Annotated in this window: 12 protein-coding genes; 7 read left to right on the top strand and 5 right to left on the bottom strand. The window is 36.6% G+C overall.

What is annotated here, in order from left to right:
* Position 1 precedes the first annotated feature (1 nt).
* Complete coding sequence (locus tag ACWPWS_RS17665) at positions 2 to 1,441, top strand: SusD/RagB family nutrient-binding outer membrane lipoprotein (RefSeq protein ID WP_454047398.1); 1,440 nt, start codon at positions 2 to 4, stop codon at positions 1,439 to 1,441.
* A gap of 139 nt (positions 1,442 to 1,580) precedes the next feature.
* The gene (gene argS, locus ACWPWS_RS17660) at positions 1,581 to 3,341 is read left to right on the top strand and encodes an arginine--tRNA ligase (protein WP_454047397.1); all 1,761 of its coding nucleotides are present in this window, start codon (positions 1,581 to 1,583) and stop codon (positions 3,339 to 3,341) included.
* Between the two features lie 55 nt (positions 3,342 to 3,396).
* Here argS and ACWPWS_RS17655 read toward each other — a convergent pair whose 3' ends face one another.
* The 5 genes from ACWPWS_RS17655 to ccoN all read right to left on the bottom strand — a co-directional run bounded on the left by ACWPWS_RS17655 (position 3,397) and on the right by ccoN (position 15,202).
* The gene (locus ACWPWS_RS17655; protein ID WP_454047396.1) at positions 3,397 to 4,368 is read right to left on the bottom strand and encodes a YihY/virulence factor BrkB family protein; all 972 of its coding nucleotides are present in this window, start codon (positions 4,366 to 4,368) and stop codon (positions 3,397 to 3,399) included.
* Position 4,369: 1 nt separating this feature from the next.
* Entirely contained in the window at positions 4,370 to 6,697 is a 2,328-nt protein-coding gene (gene tamL, locus ACWPWS_RS17650) for a translocation and assembly module lipoprotein TamL (protein ID WP_454047395.1), read from the bottom strand.
* Positions 6,697 to 11,724 (bottom strand): translocation/assembly module TamB domain-containing protein, encoded by a 5,028-nt coding sequence (locus ACWPWS_RS17645; protein ID WP_454047394.1) that lies wholly within the window; start codon positions 11,722 to 11,724, stop codon positions 6,697 to 6,699. The genes tamL and ACWPWS_RS17645 overlap by 1 nt, the downstream gene beginning before the upstream one ends.
* A 291-nt stretch (positions 11,725 to 12,015) precedes the next feature.
* On the bottom strand, positions 12,016 to 12,903 hold the full coding sequence (locus ACWPWS_RS17640; protein ID WP_454047393.1) for a cbb3-type cytochrome c oxidase N-terminal domain-containing protein: 888 nt from the start codon (positions 12,901 to 12,903) through the stop codon (positions 12,016 to 12,018).
* Between the two features lie 19 nt (positions 12,904 to 12,922).
* Positions 12,923 to 15,202: a cytochrome-c oxidase, cbb3-type subunit I gene (gene ccoN / locus ACWPWS_RS17635; RefSeq protein WP_209787152.1), complete on the bottom strand. Its 2,280-nt coding sequence runs from the start codon at positions 15,200 to 15,202 to the stop codon at positions 12,923 to 12,925.
* 183 nt (positions 15,203 to 15,385) lie between these two features.
* Between ccoN and ACWPWS_RS17630 the strand changes: the two genes are divergently transcribed.
* The 5 genes from ACWPWS_RS17630 to ACWPWS_RS17610 all read left to right on the top strand — a co-directional run bounded on the left by ACWPWS_RS17630 (position 15,386) and on the right by ACWPWS_RS17610 (position 21,222).
* Positions 15,386 to 15,679, top strand: coding sequence for a helix-turn-helix domain-containing protein (locus tag ACWPWS_RS17630; protein ID WP_209787154.1), 294 nt, complete (start codon positions 15,386 to 15,388; stop codon positions 15,677 to 15,679).
* Between the two features lie 283 nt (positions 15,680 to 15,962).
* Positions 15,963 to 16,394: a hypothetical protein gene (locus ACWPWS_RS17625; RefSeq protein ID WP_454047392.1), complete on the top strand. Its 432-nt coding sequence runs from the start codon at positions 15,963 to 15,965 to the stop codon at positions 16,392 to 16,394.
* A gap of 114 nt (positions 16,395 to 16,508) precedes the next feature.
* A complete protein-coding gene (locus ACWPWS_RS17620) occupies positions 16,509 to 18,932 on the top strand; it encodes an ATP-binding protein (protein WP_454047391.1) in 2,424 nt (807 codons plus the stop codon).
* Positions 18,929 to 19,543 carry a response regulator transcription factor gene (locus tag ACWPWS_RS17615; protein WP_209787158.1) on the top strand — a complete coding sequence of 205 codons (615 nt, stop codon included), beginning with the start codon at positions 18,929 to 18,931 and terminating at the stop codon, positions 19,541 to 19,543. The genes ACWPWS_RS17620 and ACWPWS_RS17615 overlap by 4 nt, the downstream gene beginning before the upstream one ends.
* A 260-nt stretch (positions 19,544 to 19,803) precedes the next feature.
* Complete coding sequence (locus ACWPWS_RS17610) at positions 19,804 to 21,222, top strand: amino acid permease (protein WP_454047390.1); 1,419 nt, start codon at positions 19,804 to 19,806, stop codon at positions 21,220 to 21,222.
* Positions 21,223 to 21,290: the final 68 nt, after the last annotated feature.

Raw genomic sequence — 21,290 nt, 5'->3', positions numbered from 1 at the left:
TATGAATAACAAGATAAAAAATATATTATTATCAGGTACCTTGGTTTCATCATTGTTTATGATCAACTCTTGCCAGAGTGATGTCACACAGTTGAATGAAGATCCTAAACACCCGTCCGTAGTACCTTCAAGTAATTTGCTTGCTACAGGTCTATATCAAGCTTTTTATTATATGTATACTGGTAGTGTGAATTTCAATAATTACAGATTTTTTACACAGCAATGGACAGAAACAACTTATACCCAAGAAACCAATTATAATTTAATTACTAGAGCACAACCTAGATCTCATTTTAATAGAATGTATGTTTATGCTCTGAATAGTTTAAATCAGGCAATGAAAAACCTGCCTGCTGAACTAAATGCGGATGATAGTATTGTAAATAATAAATGGGCTACTTTAGAAATCTCCTCAATATTCGTATGGGAAAATATTGTTGATACTTATGGCAACGTACCATATACCCAGGCTTTACAGGCAGAAACAATTAAGTCTCCTAAATATGATGATGCCAAATCTATTTATCTGGACCTTATTAAAAGATTAGATATAGCAATATCAAAAATTGATGCAACCAAAACAAGTTATGAAACAGCCGATCTAGTTTATAAAGGGGATATGTCTAAATGGAAAAAATTAGCAAATTCTTTAAAATTAAGATTAGCTATAAATTTAGCTGATGTAGATCCTGCAACATCTAAATCCGTAGCTGAAGCTGCTATAGCTGCTGGAGTAATTGATTCTGAAGCTTCTTCATTTTCATTAACATTTGATGGGGCAACATTTTCAAATCCTTTATTCGATGATTTAGTGGCATCAAGTAGAAATGATTTTATTCCTTCTTCAGTACTAGTTACTCCAATGAATACAAATTTAGATCCTAGGCGAAATGCTTATTTCACTCCATTAACTAATGGTACATTTAAAGGAGGTATATATGGTTCTCAGAATTCATATTCGGGTAACTCTCATATAAACCCAAGCTTTACTGTAGCAAATGCGCCTGCAAAACTTTTTAGCTATACTGAAACTCAGTTTTTGAAAGCCGAAGCTTCAGCCAGAGGATATAATGTCGGCGATACAGCAGTAGCTTTATTTGCATCAGCATTGCAAACATCAATGACTGAAAATGGAGTTTCGTCCACAGATGCTGCTGCTTATATCGCTGCTCATCCATTAGATGCTGCAAACTGGAAAAAATCTATTGGATACGAATCTTGGATTGCTATGTGGAATAATCCTTTTTCTGCATGGAATTTTGTTAGAAGACTAGATTATCCGGTTCTTCAGACTCCACCCAACAGTCAGATAGGAGGTGTGCCCTATAGAATGTTATATTCCGATCAGGAGTATGTTGTAAACTTCGATAATGTTTCAGCAGCGGCTGCAGCAATAGGAGGAGATAAAGCAACGACCAAACTATTCTGGGATAAATTTTAACAAATACTTTTTAACATTTAATATATTTTGGCCGCCTTCGGGCGGTTTTTTTATTTCCGTATATTTGTAACTTGGATTTTGAGCGGAAACACACGGTAAAATGTTTCGGCGATAAGCATTAAAAAGAGAATTTAGAAACATGAATATTAAATATATTATAGAAGAAAAACTTTCGGAGGTCATTTTAAACGTATATCAGTTAAAAGACATCAAGCTGGAAGTTCAGGAAAATAAAACGGAATTTGAGGGAGATTTTACCATTGTCACTTTTCCGTTGGTAAAACAATTGAAAAAAAATCCTGAAAGCATCGGGATTGAATTAGGTGAAGCTTTGACAGAGCAGACGGAAATTTTTGAAAGCTTTAATGTGGTAAAAGGTTTCCTGAATGTTAAAGTTAAAAACCAATTGTTTGTAGACAACTTCAGATCAGTAACTAATAACTTCTCTACTATAGAAAAGAAAAATGCTACAGTGATGGTAGAATATTCTTCACCGAATACTAATAAACCATTGCACTTAGGGCATATCAGAAATAATTTATTAGGATTTTCAGTAGCTCAGATTTTAAAAGAAGCCGGATATGATGTGATTAAAACTCAGATCATCAACGATAGAGGAATTCATATCTGTAAATCTATGTTGGCCTGGGAAAAATTCGGAAACGGAGCAACTCCTGAAACAACCAATACAAAAGGAGACAAATTTGTAGGAAACTACTATGTAGAATTTGATAAAAACTACAAAAAAGAAATTGCAGATCTTGTAAACCAAGGTGTAGGAGAGGAGCAGGCGAAAAAAGATGCTCCGGTAATGAAAGAAGCTCAGAAAATGCTTTTGGATTGGGAAAATGGTGAAGAAACTGTAAGAGCACTTTGGGCAGAGATGAATTCATGGGTTTACAAAGGATTCAATGAAACCTATAAAAGATTAGGAGTTGATTTTGATCAGGTTCAATATGAAAGCAACACGTACATTTTAGGAAAAGATCTCATTCAGGCGGGATTAGATAAAGGAGTTTTGTATCAGAAAGAAGATGGTTCTGTTTGGTGTGACCTTACCGATGAGGGACTTGATCAGAAGCTATTGCTTCGTTCAGACGGTACATCAGTTTATATGACACAGGATCTTGGAACAGCCGTGGAGCGTTTCAAGCAAAATAATATCCAAAAGCTGATCTATACAGTAGGAAACGAACAGGATTACCACTTCCAGGTTTTATTTAAAATCCTGAAAAAATTAGGGTACGAATGGGCAGATCAGTTGTTCCACCTTTCTTATGGAATGGTAGAACTTCCTGAAGGTAAAATGAAATCCCGTGAAGGAACTGTAGTAGACGCAGATGATCTGATGCAGGAGATGTACGAAACGGCAAAATCTAAAGCTCAGGAGTTAGGAAAATTGGAAACTCTTTCAGAAGAAGATAAAGAAGCATCTTATGAAACAGTAGGATTGGGAGCATTGAAATATTTCATGCTTAAAGTAGATCCTAAGAAAAAAATGCTTTTCAATCCTGCAGAAAGTATTGATTTTAATGGAAATACAGGTCCGTTTATTCAATATACCTATGCACGTATTCAGTCGTTATTGTCTAAAGCGGGTGCTTTACAAACAGAGACTGCAGATATTGAATTGAATCAATCTGAAAAAGAATTGATTATGCAGTTGGCCAACTTTAAAACTGTAGTCGCTAAATCAGCGGAAACATTAAGCCCGGCTTTGGTTGCCAACTACGTTTACGATCTTGTTAAGGCATATAACTCTTTCTATCAGAATAATCCAATTCTGAATCAGGAAGATGAAAACTTAAAACAATTCCGCTTAAATATTTCAGATATCACAGCAAAGACGATCAAAAAATCGTTAGAGTTGCTGGGAATCGGAACAGTAAACAGAATGTAAAAACAGAAAGCCTCCTGAATTTCAGGAGGCTTTTTTATTATAGAGCTATTTAATACTAAGATTGTTTTGATTCCGAAGTTTCTGGATTTTTGGTCTCTTCTTGATTATCTTTCATCTGTTTCAAACTATCAGCGTACAGTTTGGCTGGAGTCCACCGTGCATGTTTGGAAAGAACAACTTTATATCCTTTTTTGTAAGTATAAACTTTGGTAAATTCTGCACCAAAGAATATCAGCATACAGGAGTAGTTGATCCACATCATAATCAGAATCACTGTTCCGGCAGCGCCAAAGGCTGAGGTAGGTTTTACCTGATTAAAATAAAGACTTAATAAAAATTTTCCCAGCGTAAATAAAACAGTAGTAAGAAAAGCTCCTTTCCATACCGGTTTCCAACTGACCAAAACATCCGGCAAAACTTTAAACATTAAAGCAAATAAGAGCATGACCAGGCCGAAACCTACAGCGAAATTCACGGTTTCTACCAGCATATACGTTTCAAAACCAAAATATTGGGTGATAATCGTATTAAACAGACTGATCAGAGAAGATAAAATCATGGTGATCATCAAAAGAAATCCCAGAATAAGAATCATCCCTAAAGAATTCGCTCTGTCCAGTAAAAATTTAAGCAACGCTTTCTTTGGAGCAGCTTCTACTTCCCAAAGTGTATTTAAAGAATGCTGAAGTTGAAAAAAGAGTGTAGTAGAACCAAAAACCAATGATCCCACTCCTACCGCTTTCATAAAAATATTCTTTTTATCAATAAGAGCACCTGCCAGCATGCCTTCAATGCTTTTAGCAACATCAGGTCCCATGATACCGCTGATCTGTGTGCTGATCTGCCCGCGGATGGCTTCTTCACCAAAGAAGTTTCCAAGGACCCAGATAATAATAATCAATAATCCCGGAATAGAAAAGATAGCATAATAGGCAAGACTTGCTGAATCTTTTGATGCAGTAGAATTGTTCCATTCAGTAAATGTATCTTTAAGAACTTCCCAGAAAAATTTAAGATTTTTGATCATATTAAAAAGGATATCCGATGGCAATATTAAAAACAAGGTTATCTTTTCTCCAGCTTGAGTCTCCAAAGTTTATTTTGTCGAAGGTCCATCTGTCTCCTTTCTGATAGTAAGGAACTCTCAATGGCATCGCAAGATCAAGTCTTAGAATCAGGATAGAAAAATCCAGTCTCAGACCTACTCCGGCTCCCACCGCAATTTCATTTAAAAAATCTTTGGAAAACTTTGCTCCCGGTCTGTCTTTGTCGTCGTGAAGCAGCCAGATATTTCCGGCATCTACAAAAACGGCAGCATTTAAAAATTTATAAAGATTGGCTCTGTACTCAGCATTTAATTCCAGTTTGATATCTCCGGACTGATCAAAGTAAATACTCGGATCTATTGTTCTCGGGTCAAAACTTCCCGGCCCTAATGTTCTTGCACGGAATGCTCTGATACTGTTACTCCCTCCTGAGAAAAACTGTTTAGAGAAAGGAATAAATTCTGAATTTCCATATGGATAAGCGATTCCTCCGATAAATCTCGTTGCCAGTGAAGATTTTTCAGTAAACTTATGATAGAATCGGAAATCATTTTCAATTTTTACATACTGGCTGAAAGGAATCCCAAATATTTTCTTCTCTTTGTCCTTTTTTACATCAGCTCCGGTAACCAGACCTGTAATATTTCCTGCAAGATCAAGCGTTCCTTTGTAGTAAAAGGTATTGGTTCTTGGCAGCATCGTATTGGTGTAGGTATAAGAATAGGTAGGACCGAAAATAAGCTGTTTGGCTACAACTCGTGCCATAGCAGGATTTTTGTCAGATTTAGCAAGATATTCTTCCGTGACATTGGCAGGAGAAACCAATGTAATATCAATCACTTTCAGATCATGTTCCTTTCTTGCATTTTCTTTCCACACATATCCGAATGATCCGGTGAAATTATTAAGCGTGTAATATTGTGTTCTGTTCTGGAATTCATATCCCAATGTAATATTTGTTCTGGGAACAAATTCACTGGACGAGTGAAAACGGAATGGCGCTACAATTCTCGGGATAGAAAGTTGTACGTTTGTTCCGGCACGGAAAATATTATTGGCATTTTGGGCACCTCCCATCTGGAAATCAAATGCTCCGTAGATGGCAGCTTTGAATTGCTCGGCACCACGGAAAAAGTTTCTGTGAGTCCAGTTAAGGTTCAGCTCACTACCTGCGTAGTTGGCAGAGTTCGTTCTTCCTAATGCTTCCAGGCGCAGCGACTGGACTTGTCTTGGGGTCAATAGGTAATACGCATCAAATTTATGGCTTAAAGAGTCAGATACGATGAACTCATTCTTTACAAATTTGAATACACCCAGACTGATTAATCGGTTCAGGGTAAGATTATGATTAGAGCGGTTGTAAAGATCTCCTTTTTTGAAATATAATGCTCTGTCAAAAATTTTCGGTTTGAATTTATGCTGAGGATCAATAACGTAAATGTCGTCGAAACGATATTTGGCAAGAGAATCTTTGTCCATCGGTATACTGTATTTACCATCTTTTACGTCCTGAATGTTGTAATTGGGAAATACAATAACATTATCAATGCTAAACTGCTGTGTGGCTAAATCAGGTGTATTGTCTTTCAGTTTTACATTAAGTTCCACCTTATGATTTTTGCTCACCGTACTGTCTGCCTGAACAATAATATTATCAGGATGGAAATAATAAAAACCTCTTTCTTTTAACCTGTTGTCAATTCTGTCTCTTTCAGCTTTGATAACATCCAGATCAAATGGTCTTCCGTTTTTAAGAAGCGTTTTATCAGTAAGGCTTTGAATTTCCTGATTAACCAGTGTAGAATCTTTCTGAAATTTTACGCCGTCAATCAGATATCTGGAACCTGGTCTTACCGTATAAATAACCTGAGCTTTTTTATTCTTTGAAACCGTATCATAAGAAGCTTTAGCATTGAAATACCCTTTATTTTCAGAATAATTCTCAATAATATCTTTATTGAACTCACGGTCTACATCGCCCAATAATACGGGCTTTTCACCCACTTTATATTTTAGCCAGTAATTAAAACCCTTATCCTTTTTAGGTTCCTTGGCTATATTATAGAAATACAGCTTTGGGCGCAGTCCTAAAAACGTAGAATTGGGCTTTGGAGTAAGATTGGCTTCCAAAGCAGCCTGAAGATCTTTTTTTTCTTTTTTGGAAATCGTACCATTCTCAATCTTTACTTTGGCTCCCGTGTAAAGCATCTGGCCTTCTTTCAAAAACCTGGTATTGCTGCACGAGACCACAGTGGATGCCATTCCGGAAACCAACAGATACTTACAATATATATGGAACTTATTACTCATTATTTAAATTCTACCACTTGGTTATTTTGATTTTTTTTAGGCTTCTTCTCTTTAGATTTCTGGAAAATCTCGCGGAATTTGTCATAATCCAATGTAATAATGAATCCGACTCCGGTTTCTATGATCTGCCCCTGAAGAGCCACCTGATACTCATCTTTACGGTAAGCTCGTAACATATACCTTCCATCTTTAGAAAGGCTGTAATCTACTGAAACATTACCCGCAATATTGGTCATATTTTCATTTTGACGGGCCTGACCTTCCAGTCCGAAATTACTTCCTACCGTTACTTTCAGTCGGTCATTCAATAATTTTTTACTGATATCTACATTCAGGTCAGTTCGCGTATTTTTTTCTCCGCTGGAATAATCTTCTGAAGAATCAAGACCAAAATTAAGATCTACTCCTTTGATCAGACCTGCTGCAAGATTGTTCAGCTGCTGAGAAAGAATTTTACTCACACTCTGTCTCGCCATGGTCTCTGCAGACATTCCGGCTCCACTTTCAAATGGATTTTCTCCGATAAAACGGTTCAGAAGAAGTAAGGCAAACACCTGCTTATTCAGCTCAGATTCCTGAGTTCTGATCTGGGCAAGCTTTTGATCTACAACATCTTTCACATTCGTAGATACAGAATTATTTTTTTCATCTGTAGTGATATCAAAAGAAAGCTGAGGTTTCAATAATTCCCCTTTCATTTTTAATAAAGCATTGAAAGGAACTCTCTGCTTAAACTGGTTCAATGTTGAAGCACTTTCTCCACTGATCTGCTGTTCTACAAGGTCAATAGGCGGAGCTTCTGTTTTATAAACGGCCGTAATATCCATTTGAGCCGTTGTAGGTTCACCGGTCCATGTGATGGTACTGCCTTTCTGGATGTCAAATTTACGTTTCAGGAAACTCACAGAAAGATCATAACTTCCTTTTTCCACTTCATATACTCCTACCAATGTGGTTTTTCCTGACGGATCTATTCCTCCGGTTAATTCTGCTTCACCCTGGAGCTGTACAAAATCACCATTGGCTTTATCAATGATCAGTGACAGTTTTGCTTCTTTGCTGACTTCAATATTAACACTCACATCCATCCCTTTGATACGGCTTTGCGCATTAAGAGAATCTGCTTTGATTGTTTTGTTTAAAACCACCTGATCCTGATCCACAAATTCTACAATACCATCTCTTTCCTGTAAAGTAGGGCTGGATTGAGGAAGAACAAAAGTGAAATCCGTATTGTCTGCCACGCTTAGTCTTCCATCTACTTTTGGAAGATCAAGGTTTCCGCGGATATGAAGTCCGGCATCAATAGCAAGAACACCATACATCATTGCATCATTGGATTTTTCTGAATTGACTACTTTAAAGTCTTTAGCATTCACATTCAGGTTAAAGGCAAAATCTCTGTAAGTCTGTGTCAGAACCTCTCCGTCTACAACAAGAGCATTTCCGTCTTTATCTTTAATTTTAAATTTATCAAACTCGATTCCCCGGTTCGTAAAATCTATTTCATCACTCAGGTGTCTGAAATCACTTCCCGTTTTGGCAATTTCCAATCCGGCATCATTGAATTTTACTTTTCCTAAAATATTAGGTTGAGCAGTAGTTCCGGTGATCTTTAAATTTCCTGAGAGATAACCTTCCGTATTGGTAATCGCATTCATTGAAAACCCTTGAATACTTTTCATCTGAAGCTGATTGATCGCCATATTCAGATCAAAAGTACTGGAAGAAGTATTGTAATCACCCAGGATTTTTACATCATTGTTATTTCCGGAAAGGGCAATATCTGCATTTAAAATCTTCGGTGAAGCATTGTTCACTTTTACCGCAAGATTTCCGACAGGGCTTCCATAGACGATTAAGTCTGAAATATTCAGATCCGAAGTGAAGGTCATATTTTTAGTCACATCACGAAGTTGTGCTGTCCCGTTGATGGTTCCTCTTGCCAGAACCGTATCTTTTTTGATAAGTTCCGTAATGGTTTCAATCTTGAAATCTTTCAACGAAATATTCAAAGGACTACTTGGGCTGCTGCTTTCCGACTGAACCGCGATTTCACTGTTTCCATTGGAGAGAATAAAATTATCAGCTAGAATTCCCTTATCACTGATCTGGATTTTGTTATTTTCTGCAACATTCCAATCCGTATAATTAAGTTTAAGTCCGTTCGGGTTCAGAGATATTTCGGTAATGTCATTCAGTGATTTTGCATTTCCGGCAATCAGGAATTGGGTTGCATCTTTCTCATCTTTTGTCGTAACATTGTAGCGAATGGTATTGTCAGCAACATCACCATCAATAGTAATTTTATTTAAAGAAAAGCTCGAGCTTTTTAATGCGGCAACATTAAGGCTGTACTGCAATGCCTGGTTTTCATTGGTGACTTTCAAGGCTCCTTTTTCAATGGTATTTTCACCATACAGTAACCTTGGAATTTGTCCGTCAATTTCAATTTTTTGAGAATCTGCATCGTAGTTTCCTGTCAGATTGATGGTTTCAAAATCTTTTAATTCCGGTACAAATTTTCTGATCAGATCATCATTTTTTACTTTGGCGGTAAAGGTAAAATGCTGCCCCGGATCAATTTTCTGGCTTTTATCCGGCTTCTGGAACTGATAATACTGATTCACAGTTTTCGTTAACGCACCAAAGATCTGGGTAAGCTTATATTTACCTTTCAGTTCAATATCTGCCACCTGAGAGTTAAAAACAATCTGGGTAGAATCCTGAGTAGATGAAGCTTTCAGATTGACTTCCTGTACGGGATAGACTTCTTTCGTATCGGAGAATGCAAAATCTTTAAGGTTTAAGTATCCGTTCAGGTTATTGGGATCTAAGCTGGTGAAATCTCCATCAATTTTTCCGGCAATAATCATCGGTTTTTCATAGAAACCAAGTTTGTTGACATCCAGTTTGATGACTTCTCCATTCACTTTTACCGTAGGATTTTTTTCATCATACACTCCGGAAGCAGTCAGCTGTAAACTGGCATTCGGATCTTTGGAATCTAAAATTACATGATATGCTCCTTTGTTGATCTTTCCGGTAAGGTTCATGTTTTGATAACGGTATCCTTTGTAAACGGCAGAAGCAACATACCCCTTTAAATCCGCTTTGGCATTTTTAAAATCAAAGCTTTCTCCTTTTGCGGCAATTTGCGCGGTGATTGGACCAATATCTTTATTCTGAATAATTTTTCCTACCTGTATTCCCTGAAGATTGGCTTTTACATCATAGAGTTCGTGATTCTTTCTTCGCATGTCTACCTGTGCGATGATGGCTGCATTTCCCAAAGTAGAGTAGAGGTTCAGATCTGTATTCACCACTTTGGTTGTTCCTTTTGCATTTCCTTTAATGCTGAAATGGGAAGGAAGCGAAATATTGGAAGGAATCGTATTTTTAGGAACAAGATTGAATACCGTTTTGGCACTGGAAGAAAATTCTCCGATTCTCAGATCATAATATAACTGATCAGGATTCATCGCATTTTTGATTTTCCCGGATGCCATTACCCTCAGCTGATCAAGCCCGGAAACTTTAAGATCCTGAATTAAAAGATCATTGACGCTTCCTTTTACGTTAGCATTTACATTGAGAACAGCGTTTGGATATTTGTTGAATGGAACCGTATTTCTTAAAGTTGGAACCAGGTTCAGAATATCAGAAAATCCTATTTTTGAATCTTTGATATTGGCTGAAATCTTTACAGCACCTAAGTTTGAGCTAAGCTGATCAATGGAGTTATAGTTTAAAATAACCTCATCACGCAATACTGTTTTCGGGGTTTGAAGATAAAGGTCTTTGAGATAAGCTTCCTTTTCTGCATACACGAAATCCGTATTGAATTTTTGGATATCCAGGCCTCTGTTTTCTTTGATTTCTGCAGAATTTACAGTTCCTGCAAAAGTATTGTTCTCCATTTTGAAGCTTCTTACCTCAACATTCATTTTTGAAAAATTAAGATGATTGAAGTCTATACCTTGTTTTGTTGGAGCAATAGCGGTATTGTTATAAGTTGCCTTTACATCATTCAAAACAAGTTTCCCTAAGAGAAGTTTCATGGCTTTATCCTGATCGGAAGCTTTGGAAATCTCAGATTCCTGTGTTTTTTTCGGATTGGCATTCTGAGCGGGAAGATAGAGATTGGCATTGATGTCTGCTCCGGAAAGAAATACATTGGCTACATGATAGGCATTGTTTTCCAGATCAAGTTTATTAACCTTTGTGCTCAGTTCTTTAAATATAACTTTTGCGAATGTTTTGGTATTTTCGTCACCGTAATCAATATCGAAATGAGTAAGTTTAATGCCTCTCAATCCAATATTCATCGGTTTCTTTTCATTGAGAGAATCTACTTTTTTCTCAACTTTTTGAGCAACTTCTTCTACAAGTCCCTGCTTTAACTTTAATTTTAATCCGTCAAGATTGATGTCATTAACTGCATATTTGTTTTTGCTGAGATCAAAAGTTTTGACTCTGGTATCAAATGACTTAAAATAGAGTTTGATGTCATTCTTTGACTGTTGGTCGTTGAAGGTTACTCCAATATCTTTTAAATTGATTTTATCAAGAGAAATAATAAAGGGCTTGGAAGGGCTTTCTTCTTTATCGCTGGACGCAAATGCATCAATAATATAATCAAAATTGAATTTGCCATCCGGTTTCCGTACCACATGAGCACGGGCACCTTCCATATTGACTGAAGTAATATCTGCTGTAGAATTAAGGAGTTTCAGCATGTGTAACCCTACATCCAGTTTCTTTACTGCCAGAAGGGTATCTACATCTTGCCCTTTGAGGTAGAGATTTTCCATGACAAGGCTGTTGGGAAATCCGATGTAAACTCTTTCGAGGCTTACCGGAGTTTTTATTTTTTTCTCCAGATAAACAATGAGCTTGTCTTTGATAAAGTTTTGGACGGCAGGAAGTCTTAAGCTTAGTATCAACAGGGTAAGAAGAACCAATATTGAAATAATGGTTATTGCAATACGCCTTAAAAGTTTTGTAGTGTTGATTTTCAGTTTCAAATGCGAAGTGGTTTCTAACAAAGATAATAATACTATTTTATTTGGTCCTTGTTGTGGTACACTTTTGCGAATGCAAAAATCCTGCCTTGGCTGTCTTTTTATGGAATTTCTAGTTTGTAGTTGTCAAGTGAATAGTTGAGTAAGACGGGTCAAGGCAGTGATTGTTATTTTAAAAAACGCCCCCTTTTTATCATTTTTTTAATGTTGAAAAGGTTAGTTAGCAAAAATGAAAATTCAAATGTTAGTAGTTGTAATGGGGGCGTGGCATGGTTTATATGATAGATAATAATTTTAATTGTTTCCGTTTTCCCATTTCACTTCTTCTCCCTGAGGAGCGGCACCACCTTGTGCCGTTGTGATAGGAGCGGTTTCCTGGTTGATATGATAAATGTAAGCGGCAATTTTTTCAGCATCTCTTCCGGTAATAGTTCCTTCTTTGATGAAAGGTCTCATGGTAGGATTGTTAGGAGAGCCGTTTTCAAGCATCCAGAAAACATTTTTAAATAAACTTTTTTCTTTAATATTGATCCAGTGGGTATCGGTAAGGTTAGGTCCTATGCCTCCTTTTCCACCGTCTCCATGGCAGGTAACACAATTCGTTTTGAAAAGTTCCTGTCCTTCTGCGATATTATCAGCACTGTATTTTGCCGATTCCAGATTAATCTGAGGTGCGGTTTTTTCATACTCTTCAATGGAAGCTAACATCGTTTTTGTTTCTTTGGTATATTCTGCATCCGGATGGGCATAATCTGTAAAAGAAAAGGCAAAAAGATACACGGCACAGAAGATACATCCGAACCAGAACAGACCGATCCACCATTTCGGAAGAGAATTGTCAAGCTCTGTAATTCCGTCAAAACCATGGTCGATAAGGATATCTTTTTCTTCCGTAGCAGTTTGTTTTTTGAAGGCAGAGTTCCATAATTTCTGGTAATACGGAACTTTTTTCTCTTCCAGGTATTGTTTTTTCTCTTCTTCAGATAATCTGTTGAAATTTTCATTTTCCACCAGATCTCCAATAGAATTCATAATCAGCAGAAGGATAACGGCGATTAATATCAGCGCCCAGAAAAAAGGAGAAGAAAAATATCCTGAATCTCCGGCGAACATTTCAAAGGCCATGATCGTTAAACCTATCGTTGTGGCGATATATATTGAAATTGGAGTTCTCGTTTTCATTGCAATTCAATTTTAAATGTTACTCTACGCTTGCGGTTTGTACCTGGGTTGTTTTAATGTCTGTACCTAATCTTTGCAGGTAAGCAATCATGGCTACAATTTCTCTTTGTTCCAGCGGTACATAGGCAGATCCTTTTGCTGTTTTTTCTTTTACCATCTGATCTTTTACGTCTGTTGCTTCAGCGTAAATTCTCTGTACAATTGCTTTTGACTGGTTATCCGCCCATTGGTTGGCAGAATCAATCTGTGCTTTTGTATAAGGAACATCAAAGACATTTTTCATCAGCTTCATTTTGTCTACCATTTCTGTTTTGTCCAGTTTATTGGTGATTAACCATGGGAAACGTGGCATAATGGAACCGGCAGAAGTAATTCTTGGGTTATACATATGTTTGAAGTGCCATGAATCCGGGTTTCTTCCTCCTTCTCTGTGTAAATCCGGTCCTGTTCTTTTAGATCCCCATAAGAATGGTCTGTCATATACGAATTCTCCTGCTTTGGAATACTGTCCGTTTTTTCCTTCAAATCTTACTACTTCATCACGGAAAGGTCTTATCATCTGAGAGTGGCACGCATTACAGCCTTCGCGGATATACAGATCTCTACCTTCCAGTTCCAATGGAGTATAAGGTTTTACTGCTGTAATGTTGGGAACACTTTGTTTAAGGGATAAGGTCGGGACAATTTCCACCAATCCACCGATTGCTACAGTGATGAAAGCTAATACAGAAAGGAGAGTAGGAGTTCTTTCCAACCATAAGTGCACTCCCTCGCCTTCTTTTCTTGAGCTTCCGATATTGGCTAATGCAGGAGCTTCCGCAGGAACTTCTTTCTGGAATGAACCAGCTTTAATTGTTTTGATAACATTGACCACCATTAAAATAGCTCCTGAAAGATAAAATACACCTCCTAAGAATCTCATTTTAAAGTAAGGTATGATTGCTGTAACAGTGTCCAGCCAGTTTTTCCATAACAAGGTTCCGTCCGGGTTAAATTGTTTCCACATCAATCCCTGTGTGAATCCCGCAATATACATCGGAACAGCATAGAAGATAATTCCTAATGTTCCCAGCCAGAAGTGCCAGTTGGCTAATTTTTTAGACCAAAGTGGTGTTCTCCACATGATTGGAACCAGGTAATATACCACTCCGAATGCCATGAAACCATTCCATCCAAGAGCTCCTAAGTGTACGTGACCAATAACCCAGTCGGTATAGTGACCAATTTTATTTAATGATTTTGTTGCTAATAAAGGTCCTTCGAAAGTAGCCATACCATAGCAGGTAATCGCCACGACAAAGAATTTTAGAATAGGATTTTCTCTTACTTTATCCCAGGCTCCTCTCAGGGTAAGAAGACCGTTCAGCATTCCTCCCCATGATGGAGCAATCAGCATGATAGAGAATCCTGTTCCCACAGCCTGAGCCCATGCCGGTAAAGCTGTATATTGCAGGTGGTGAGGCCCGGCCCAAAGGTATACGAAGATCAGCGACCAGAAGTGAATGATGGATAATTTGTATGAGAATACCGGTCGTTGAGCTGCTTTTGGCATAAAATAATACATCAGACCCAATACAGGGGTGGTTAATACGAATGCTACTGCATTGTGCCCATACCACCATTGTACTAATGCATCTTTTACACCTGCATATACAGAATAAGATTTCCAGCTTGTGAAAGATAACGGAACTTCCAGATTATTGAAGATGTGAAGCATTGCTACAGCGATCCAGGTTGCAAGATAGAACCATATAGCAACATATAAATGTCTCACTCTTCTTTTGGCAATAGTTCCGAACATATTGATTCCGAAAATGATCCAGGAAAAAGCAATTAAGATATCAATTGGCCATTCATGTTCAGCATATTCTTTAGAAGTATTGATTCCCATAAGGAATGTAATCACTACACTTACAATCATAAACTGCCAAGACCAGAAGTGAAGCCATGAAAGCGTGTCACTGTACATTCTGGTTTTAAGAAGCCTTTGCATACTGTAATAAGCACCACAGAAAAAGGAGTTACATACGAAAGCAAAAATTACCGCACTGGTATGAAGCATTCTGATTCTTCCGAAGCCCATGGCTCCCTGAGTGTTGATCAGTCCTTGAATATTACCCGAAGCCAAGCTTTTAATAGTTGTATCATCCGTACCGAATAAAAATTCAGGTAATTCAGGATAAAAAAGCATCAGTGCAGCTGTAAGCCCCAGCAGAAATCCTACAAGTCCGAATGCGATAGTCGCATAGAGGAATGCTCTGACAATATTATTGTCATAATTAAATTTTTGCGTCTCCATAAATTCCAATAGTGTTTACCGAAGTGATATTTTCTCTGAAAAAACCTTATTTTTAGGCCTTTTCTATATTGAAAATAAATATCATGTAACGTGTGTAATGTTTTGCCAAAGGTATTTATTAACTTTGTTAGAGGCTAATAGATAATCTTCTAAAATATACCGAAAACTACTAAAACAAAAACGATGAAAGTATGTGGACAAAATATCAGGAAAATACGTAGGAGCAGAGATCTTACGCAGGAATATATGGCTTTTGAAATGGGCATATCCCAAAAAGCATATTCCGATATTGAGAATTCCAAAGTGAAGATCAACCTGGAGATACTGACTAAAATATCGGATATTTTAGACATCAAGCCATCGGATATCTGTAGTATTTCGCATAAATGTGGTAATGATGCCTATGAAGATAAATATCAAAATCTTCTGGAGTACATGAAAAAGAATAATATTTCGATTCCGAAAGAATTGTTATAAGCTTTACCCTTTCCCTTTATATTACATTTTAACGCTCATAAAACAATGATCTCCCCGGACAGAAGGAGATCATGTTTTTTCGGACAAAAAAGACTGTGTTTCTAGCAGATGTCTTATGAGGCACTGACGGGAACAAGTGTTTAGTGTTTTCAAATTTATTATAATAGATATGTTATTCATAAATAATTATGTAGAGAAAAATTCACATAATTGTGGATAAATATTTACAATAGATTTGATTTTCTATAATATATTTGTCTTAAATATAACGCTGCCCTATTGAATGAAGCTTCTTTACTTTATTTCACTTTTGTTTTTTTTAAGTGTCAACGGGCAAAGCTATACTACCCAGTGGTACAACATGGACAATGGTTTACCTCAAAACAGCATCAAGGACATTGTAAAAGATAAGTATGGTTTTATATGGCTGTCTATGGAAGGCAGAATTGTACGGTATGATGGAAGTAATTTCGTTGAGTACAAAAATTTTAAACTTAAAAATTTAAGTTTTGGTGATTTCTCCGGAAACATCCAAAAAGACAGTATTGCTGTTTTTAATGCTTCTGAAAAAGATGTTCTGATGATTTCCCATAGAAGCCCCCATATTATATCTTCCCGACTGGTATCCAATTTCAGAAATAAAACAAACAATAAAATATACAAACAGATTTTTAAAAATAATTTCACGGTACGGTATGTTTCGATTGTAGATTAGTTTTTCATCCATTTAAATACAGGTTCTTATTATTTTGAAAAGAATGGAATTATCTATATTGAAAAGAAGAATAAGAAGAGGACGAAAATTGATCTTGCATTTTCGCAAAGCAGATTGAACCGATTGTTTGTTCATGGGGATTACGTTTTTGTTGCTGATGCTGAGAATAAAAAAATTCTTCAGCTCTATCAGGGGAAATATTCTTATATCAACGCACCATCTGTTTATACGGATCCGGAAACTAAAATTTACTGGCAGCAGATTACCGGACAGGTGTTCATGATCAGTCATGGTAAAATATACAGAAGTGAATTTTCAGATGGAAAATTGAAGCTTACTTATTTGCTGGAATATAAGGATATTAATAAAGATATTTCCGGTGCTATGTTTTACGATGAAGCAGCCCGAAAGTTATACATCGGGAGTTCTATTAACGGGCTTAAAATCCTAAGCTTATCCGATTTTTCAGTTTCCAGAAAGAACTTACCTTATCAGGATGAGGTTTGCTATGCTGCATTACCCTATGGAGATAATTCTGTCCTGACATCAGAAGGTATCAGGTACTATCAGAATACATCAGAAAGACTATATCCCGCTCCCCAATCTTATGATAAACGGTATATTTTGGAAGATAATGCCGGAAATCTGGTTTACAGGGAAAATAATTCCATTTATATCAGATATAAGAACAGCGGATTTACAAAATATGATTCCATTTCTTTTAAAAATAAGGAACTTGATGGTCTGTATAAAAGCGGAGCGCTTTATATGGCATCATTTGTCAGTGGAAAAGGGTCTTACCTCTACCTGTTTAAGAAAGACCATTTTAAAGAAATTGAAAGAATCATTCCCTGTAAAGATAATATAGATGCTGTTCTCCGATATGATAAAAATTTTCTCTATCTGGGAAGCAGCGGTGGAATATATGTGTATTCTCTTACCGCAAATAAAGTGGTGAAGCTTATCGGAAAAGGTCTTCCGGTAAAACAAATTATTAGGACAAAAGACGGAAATATCTGGTTTACCACATACAATAGAGGGCTTTACTTAATAAAAGATCAAAAGACAGTCAGGGTTCCGTCTGATAAAAATGACTTCCTGGCGAATGCCCATTATCTGTTGGAAGATAAGAATTCCAATCTGTGGATCCCGTCCAATAACGGATTGTTTAAAATCAATAAAAATCTACTTTTACACTATATAAAAGATCCGAAAGGAGATCTCACTTATTACCGATACACCAAAAAACAGGGACTTTTAAATAATGAATTCAACGGAAGTGCAAATCCCTGTGCCCACATTCTGAAAGATGGACAGTTTGTATTTCCTTCCATGGAGGGATTCGTATTTTTTAATCCTGAAAATGTCAAAACGTATTATCCCAAGCTTGAAGACATACATCTGGAAAGAGCAAAGATAAAAGGAAAGATGATTGAGGTTAAAGATAAACTCTTTCTGGAACGAGGGTATAAAAATGCAGAAATCTATATTGATGTTCCTTACTATTCCGATTTGGAAAATATTTATTTACAGGCTAAGCTTGACAATGAAGACAGTTCATGGATAAATATTAAAAGTGATAAAACATTCCGGTTGGCCAATATAGATCCTGGAACCTACAATCTTTTCGTTCGGTTTCTGTCTTCCGAAACAGGGAAATTTATGTATAAAACAATTCCTGTAGAGGTAGAAGCCTATTTTTATCAGACGTTTATCTTTAAAATACTGATCGCTGGGATTATTATCTTCATTGTTTTGGTGATTGTACAGATCAGAACCAATTTTTTAAGACTGAAAAATAAAGTGCTGAAAAATACCCTTGTTCATAAAGACAAAGAACTTCTCGAAACGAATAACAAACTTAAAAACGAGTCCGACTATCAAAAAAAACTGGTAGAAAGCATCAGTCATGATATTACCACACCTGTGAAATTTATTGCCCTCCTTTCTCAGGAACTCAATCAGTCTCAGGACTTGAAGACACAGAAAAAATATTTTGACAGTATTTACAAAACTTCCGAACAGCTGTATAAATTTACTTTAAGACTTAAAGAATACACAGAACTGTACAAGCAGGAAAATACAGCCAATGAAGAATACTCTATTTACGATCTGATTGAAACCAAAAGATTACTGTTTGAAGAAATTGCAGCGCAGAAAAATACATTTATCTACAACTTTTGTGATCACCAGTTGAGAACACGGCTCAATAAAAACATTCTCCTAGCAGTTTTCCACAATATCATAGATAATGCGGTTAAAAATACTTCAGACGGAGAAATTACCATCACATCAGCTTCCACAGTGTCCCATTTGGAAATCAATATCTCAGATACAGGGAACGGAATGTCTGAGGAACAGAGAATTTACTATTCTGGGCTCTTTAAGAAAAAGGAAAAGGATGAACATATGATTTTCAAAAACTATGGATTAGGTCTTCATATGGTTGTGCAGCTGCTCATGAAGATTAATTCCGAAATGACTTTTCATAAAAATACTCCGAAAGGAACCACCATTAAAATCTTTATTAAAATATGACGAAAAAAATACTCATTGCAGATGATCATCATGTGGTAAGAATTGGAACCGCGATGATTTTGGAGAAAAATTTTAACCATTTTGAGGTCGATTTTGCAGAAACCTATGATGAGGTAAAACAGAAAATACAATCGGAAAAATATGATCTGGTTATTCTTGATATTGAACTTCCGGGAAGTATTCTCAAATCAATGGTGAAAGAGATCAAAGTAATTGCTGAAGACACACTCATCTTAATATTTACATCCTACAAAGAAAATATTGCGTTGCAATACATTGAAGAAGGAGCAAACGGTTTTTTGAATAAGCAAAGTGATCCCGAAAATTTTGTCAAAGCCGTTGAGGCGCTCTTTAAAGATGGACAGTATTACACTCCGGAGATATTGAGTGAATTGCTGAAAGGAAATAAAAAACGAAAAGCCATTGAGAATTTATCAGAGAGAGAACTGCAGGTTTTTAATCTTCTGGCAAAAGGAAATGGTAATCTTGAAATTGCCAATGCTCTTGATATTGAAGAATCTACTGTAGGAACTTATAAAAGAAGGGTTTATCAAAAATTAAAGATCACCAATCTTGTTGAATTGCTGGAAATCTACAGCGAAATTCATTAATACAACTTCTTTAATTTTGTTAAAGAGATGAAACTGCTGAAAAGAAATTTTTGCAAATTGTTGGACATTTCTACGAAAAAGAATTTTAAAACCAATTGCAATAAAAAAGATCAACGATTTTATATTTACACTCAGAAAAGGCCTTGGCAAATTGTTAAGGTTTTTTCTTGTCCCCTGAATTACAAATTGTCAATTTGCCCCATGGAATGTGAATTTCTCTGAAAAGTTTTTATATATTTAGCGACCGAATAATTCATTCAATGAGCAACGAAAATAAAACAGGACAAAACGAGACTTTAGTTAGAGGATTAACAAACCGACACATACAATTAATTGCCCTTGGAGGTGCCATAGGAACAGGGTTATTTCTAGGAATCGGACCTGCTGCAGTACTGGCAGGACCATCCGTAATCTTAGGCTATGCCCTGGCTGGAATTATCGCCTTTTTTATTATGCGTCAGCTCGGTGAAATGGTCGTTCAGGAACCCGTATCAGGAAGTTTTAGCTACTTTGCCTACAAATATTGGGGAAATTTCCCTGGATTTGCTTCCGGATGGAACTACTGGATTCTCTATATTCTGGTAAGTATGGCCGAACTCACGGCAATCGGGCATTATATCCACTTTTGGTGGCCGGAAATACCACTTTGGGTTTCCAGTTTATTCTTTTTTATAGTCATCAATGCCCTTAATCTGGCTTCTGTAAAGGTTTATGGAGAAACAGAATTCTGGTTTTCCATCATAAAAGTTGTTGCTATTATTGCGATGATTATCTTTGGAGTATACCTTTTAATCAGTGGTACTGGAGGAGAAAAAGCTACGATCACCAATCTGTGGAATGATGGCGGATTCTTCCCGAAAGGATTATTTAATAAAACAGAAAGCGGATATTCGGGATTATTTGCGGCAATGGCGATGATCATGTTCTCATTTGGGGGACTTGAGCTTATCGGGATTACTGCTGCAGAAGCAAAAAATCCGGAAAAAACAATTCCACAGGCTACCAATCAGGTGATCTATAGAATTCTTATTTTCTATGTAGGTGCTTTAGTGATCTTATTTTCATTAAGTCCGTGGAGAGATATTACAGAAGGATCCAGTCCGTTTGTAATGGTATTTCAAAATCTGAATGGTCTTGAATTCAGTCTTTTTGGAAAGGTTGTACAGTTCAATACATTAATTGCGAATGTTCTTAACCTGATTGTTTTGACAGCTGCTTTGTCCGTGTACAACAGTAGTGTTTACAGTAACAGCAGAATGCTTTTCGGATTAGCTCAGCAGGGAAATGCTCCGAAATTCCTGAAAAAACTGAACAAAAACTCAGTTCCTACCAATGCAATCATTATTTCTTCATGTTTTGCCGGGATCTGTATTATCATCAATAAATTAGTACCGGAAAAAGCTTTTGAATATCTGATGGCTTTGGTTGTATCTACGTTGATTATCAACTGGCTGATGATATGCTACACCCATTTGAAGTTTAAAAAATCTATAAATGCAGAAGGTGTTCAATCAAAATTCCCCTCTATATTTTACCCGATTTCCAACTATATCTGTATTGCATTTTTGGTTTTGATTCTTGGGCTGATGAGTATCACAGGAATGGAAATTCAGGTGATCCTGATTCCGATATGGATTGGCTTTTTGTTCGTAATGTATAAATTATACAAACCAAAATAAGAATATAACAACTCATTAAGATGGGTTTGGAAGAGGTGAAAATCATACGGTTTTCACCTCTTTTGTTT

The organism is Chryseobacterium sp. Marseille-Q8038 (genome assembly GCF_965111995.1).
This window is presented reverse-complemented; position numbering and strand designations above follow the sequence as displayed.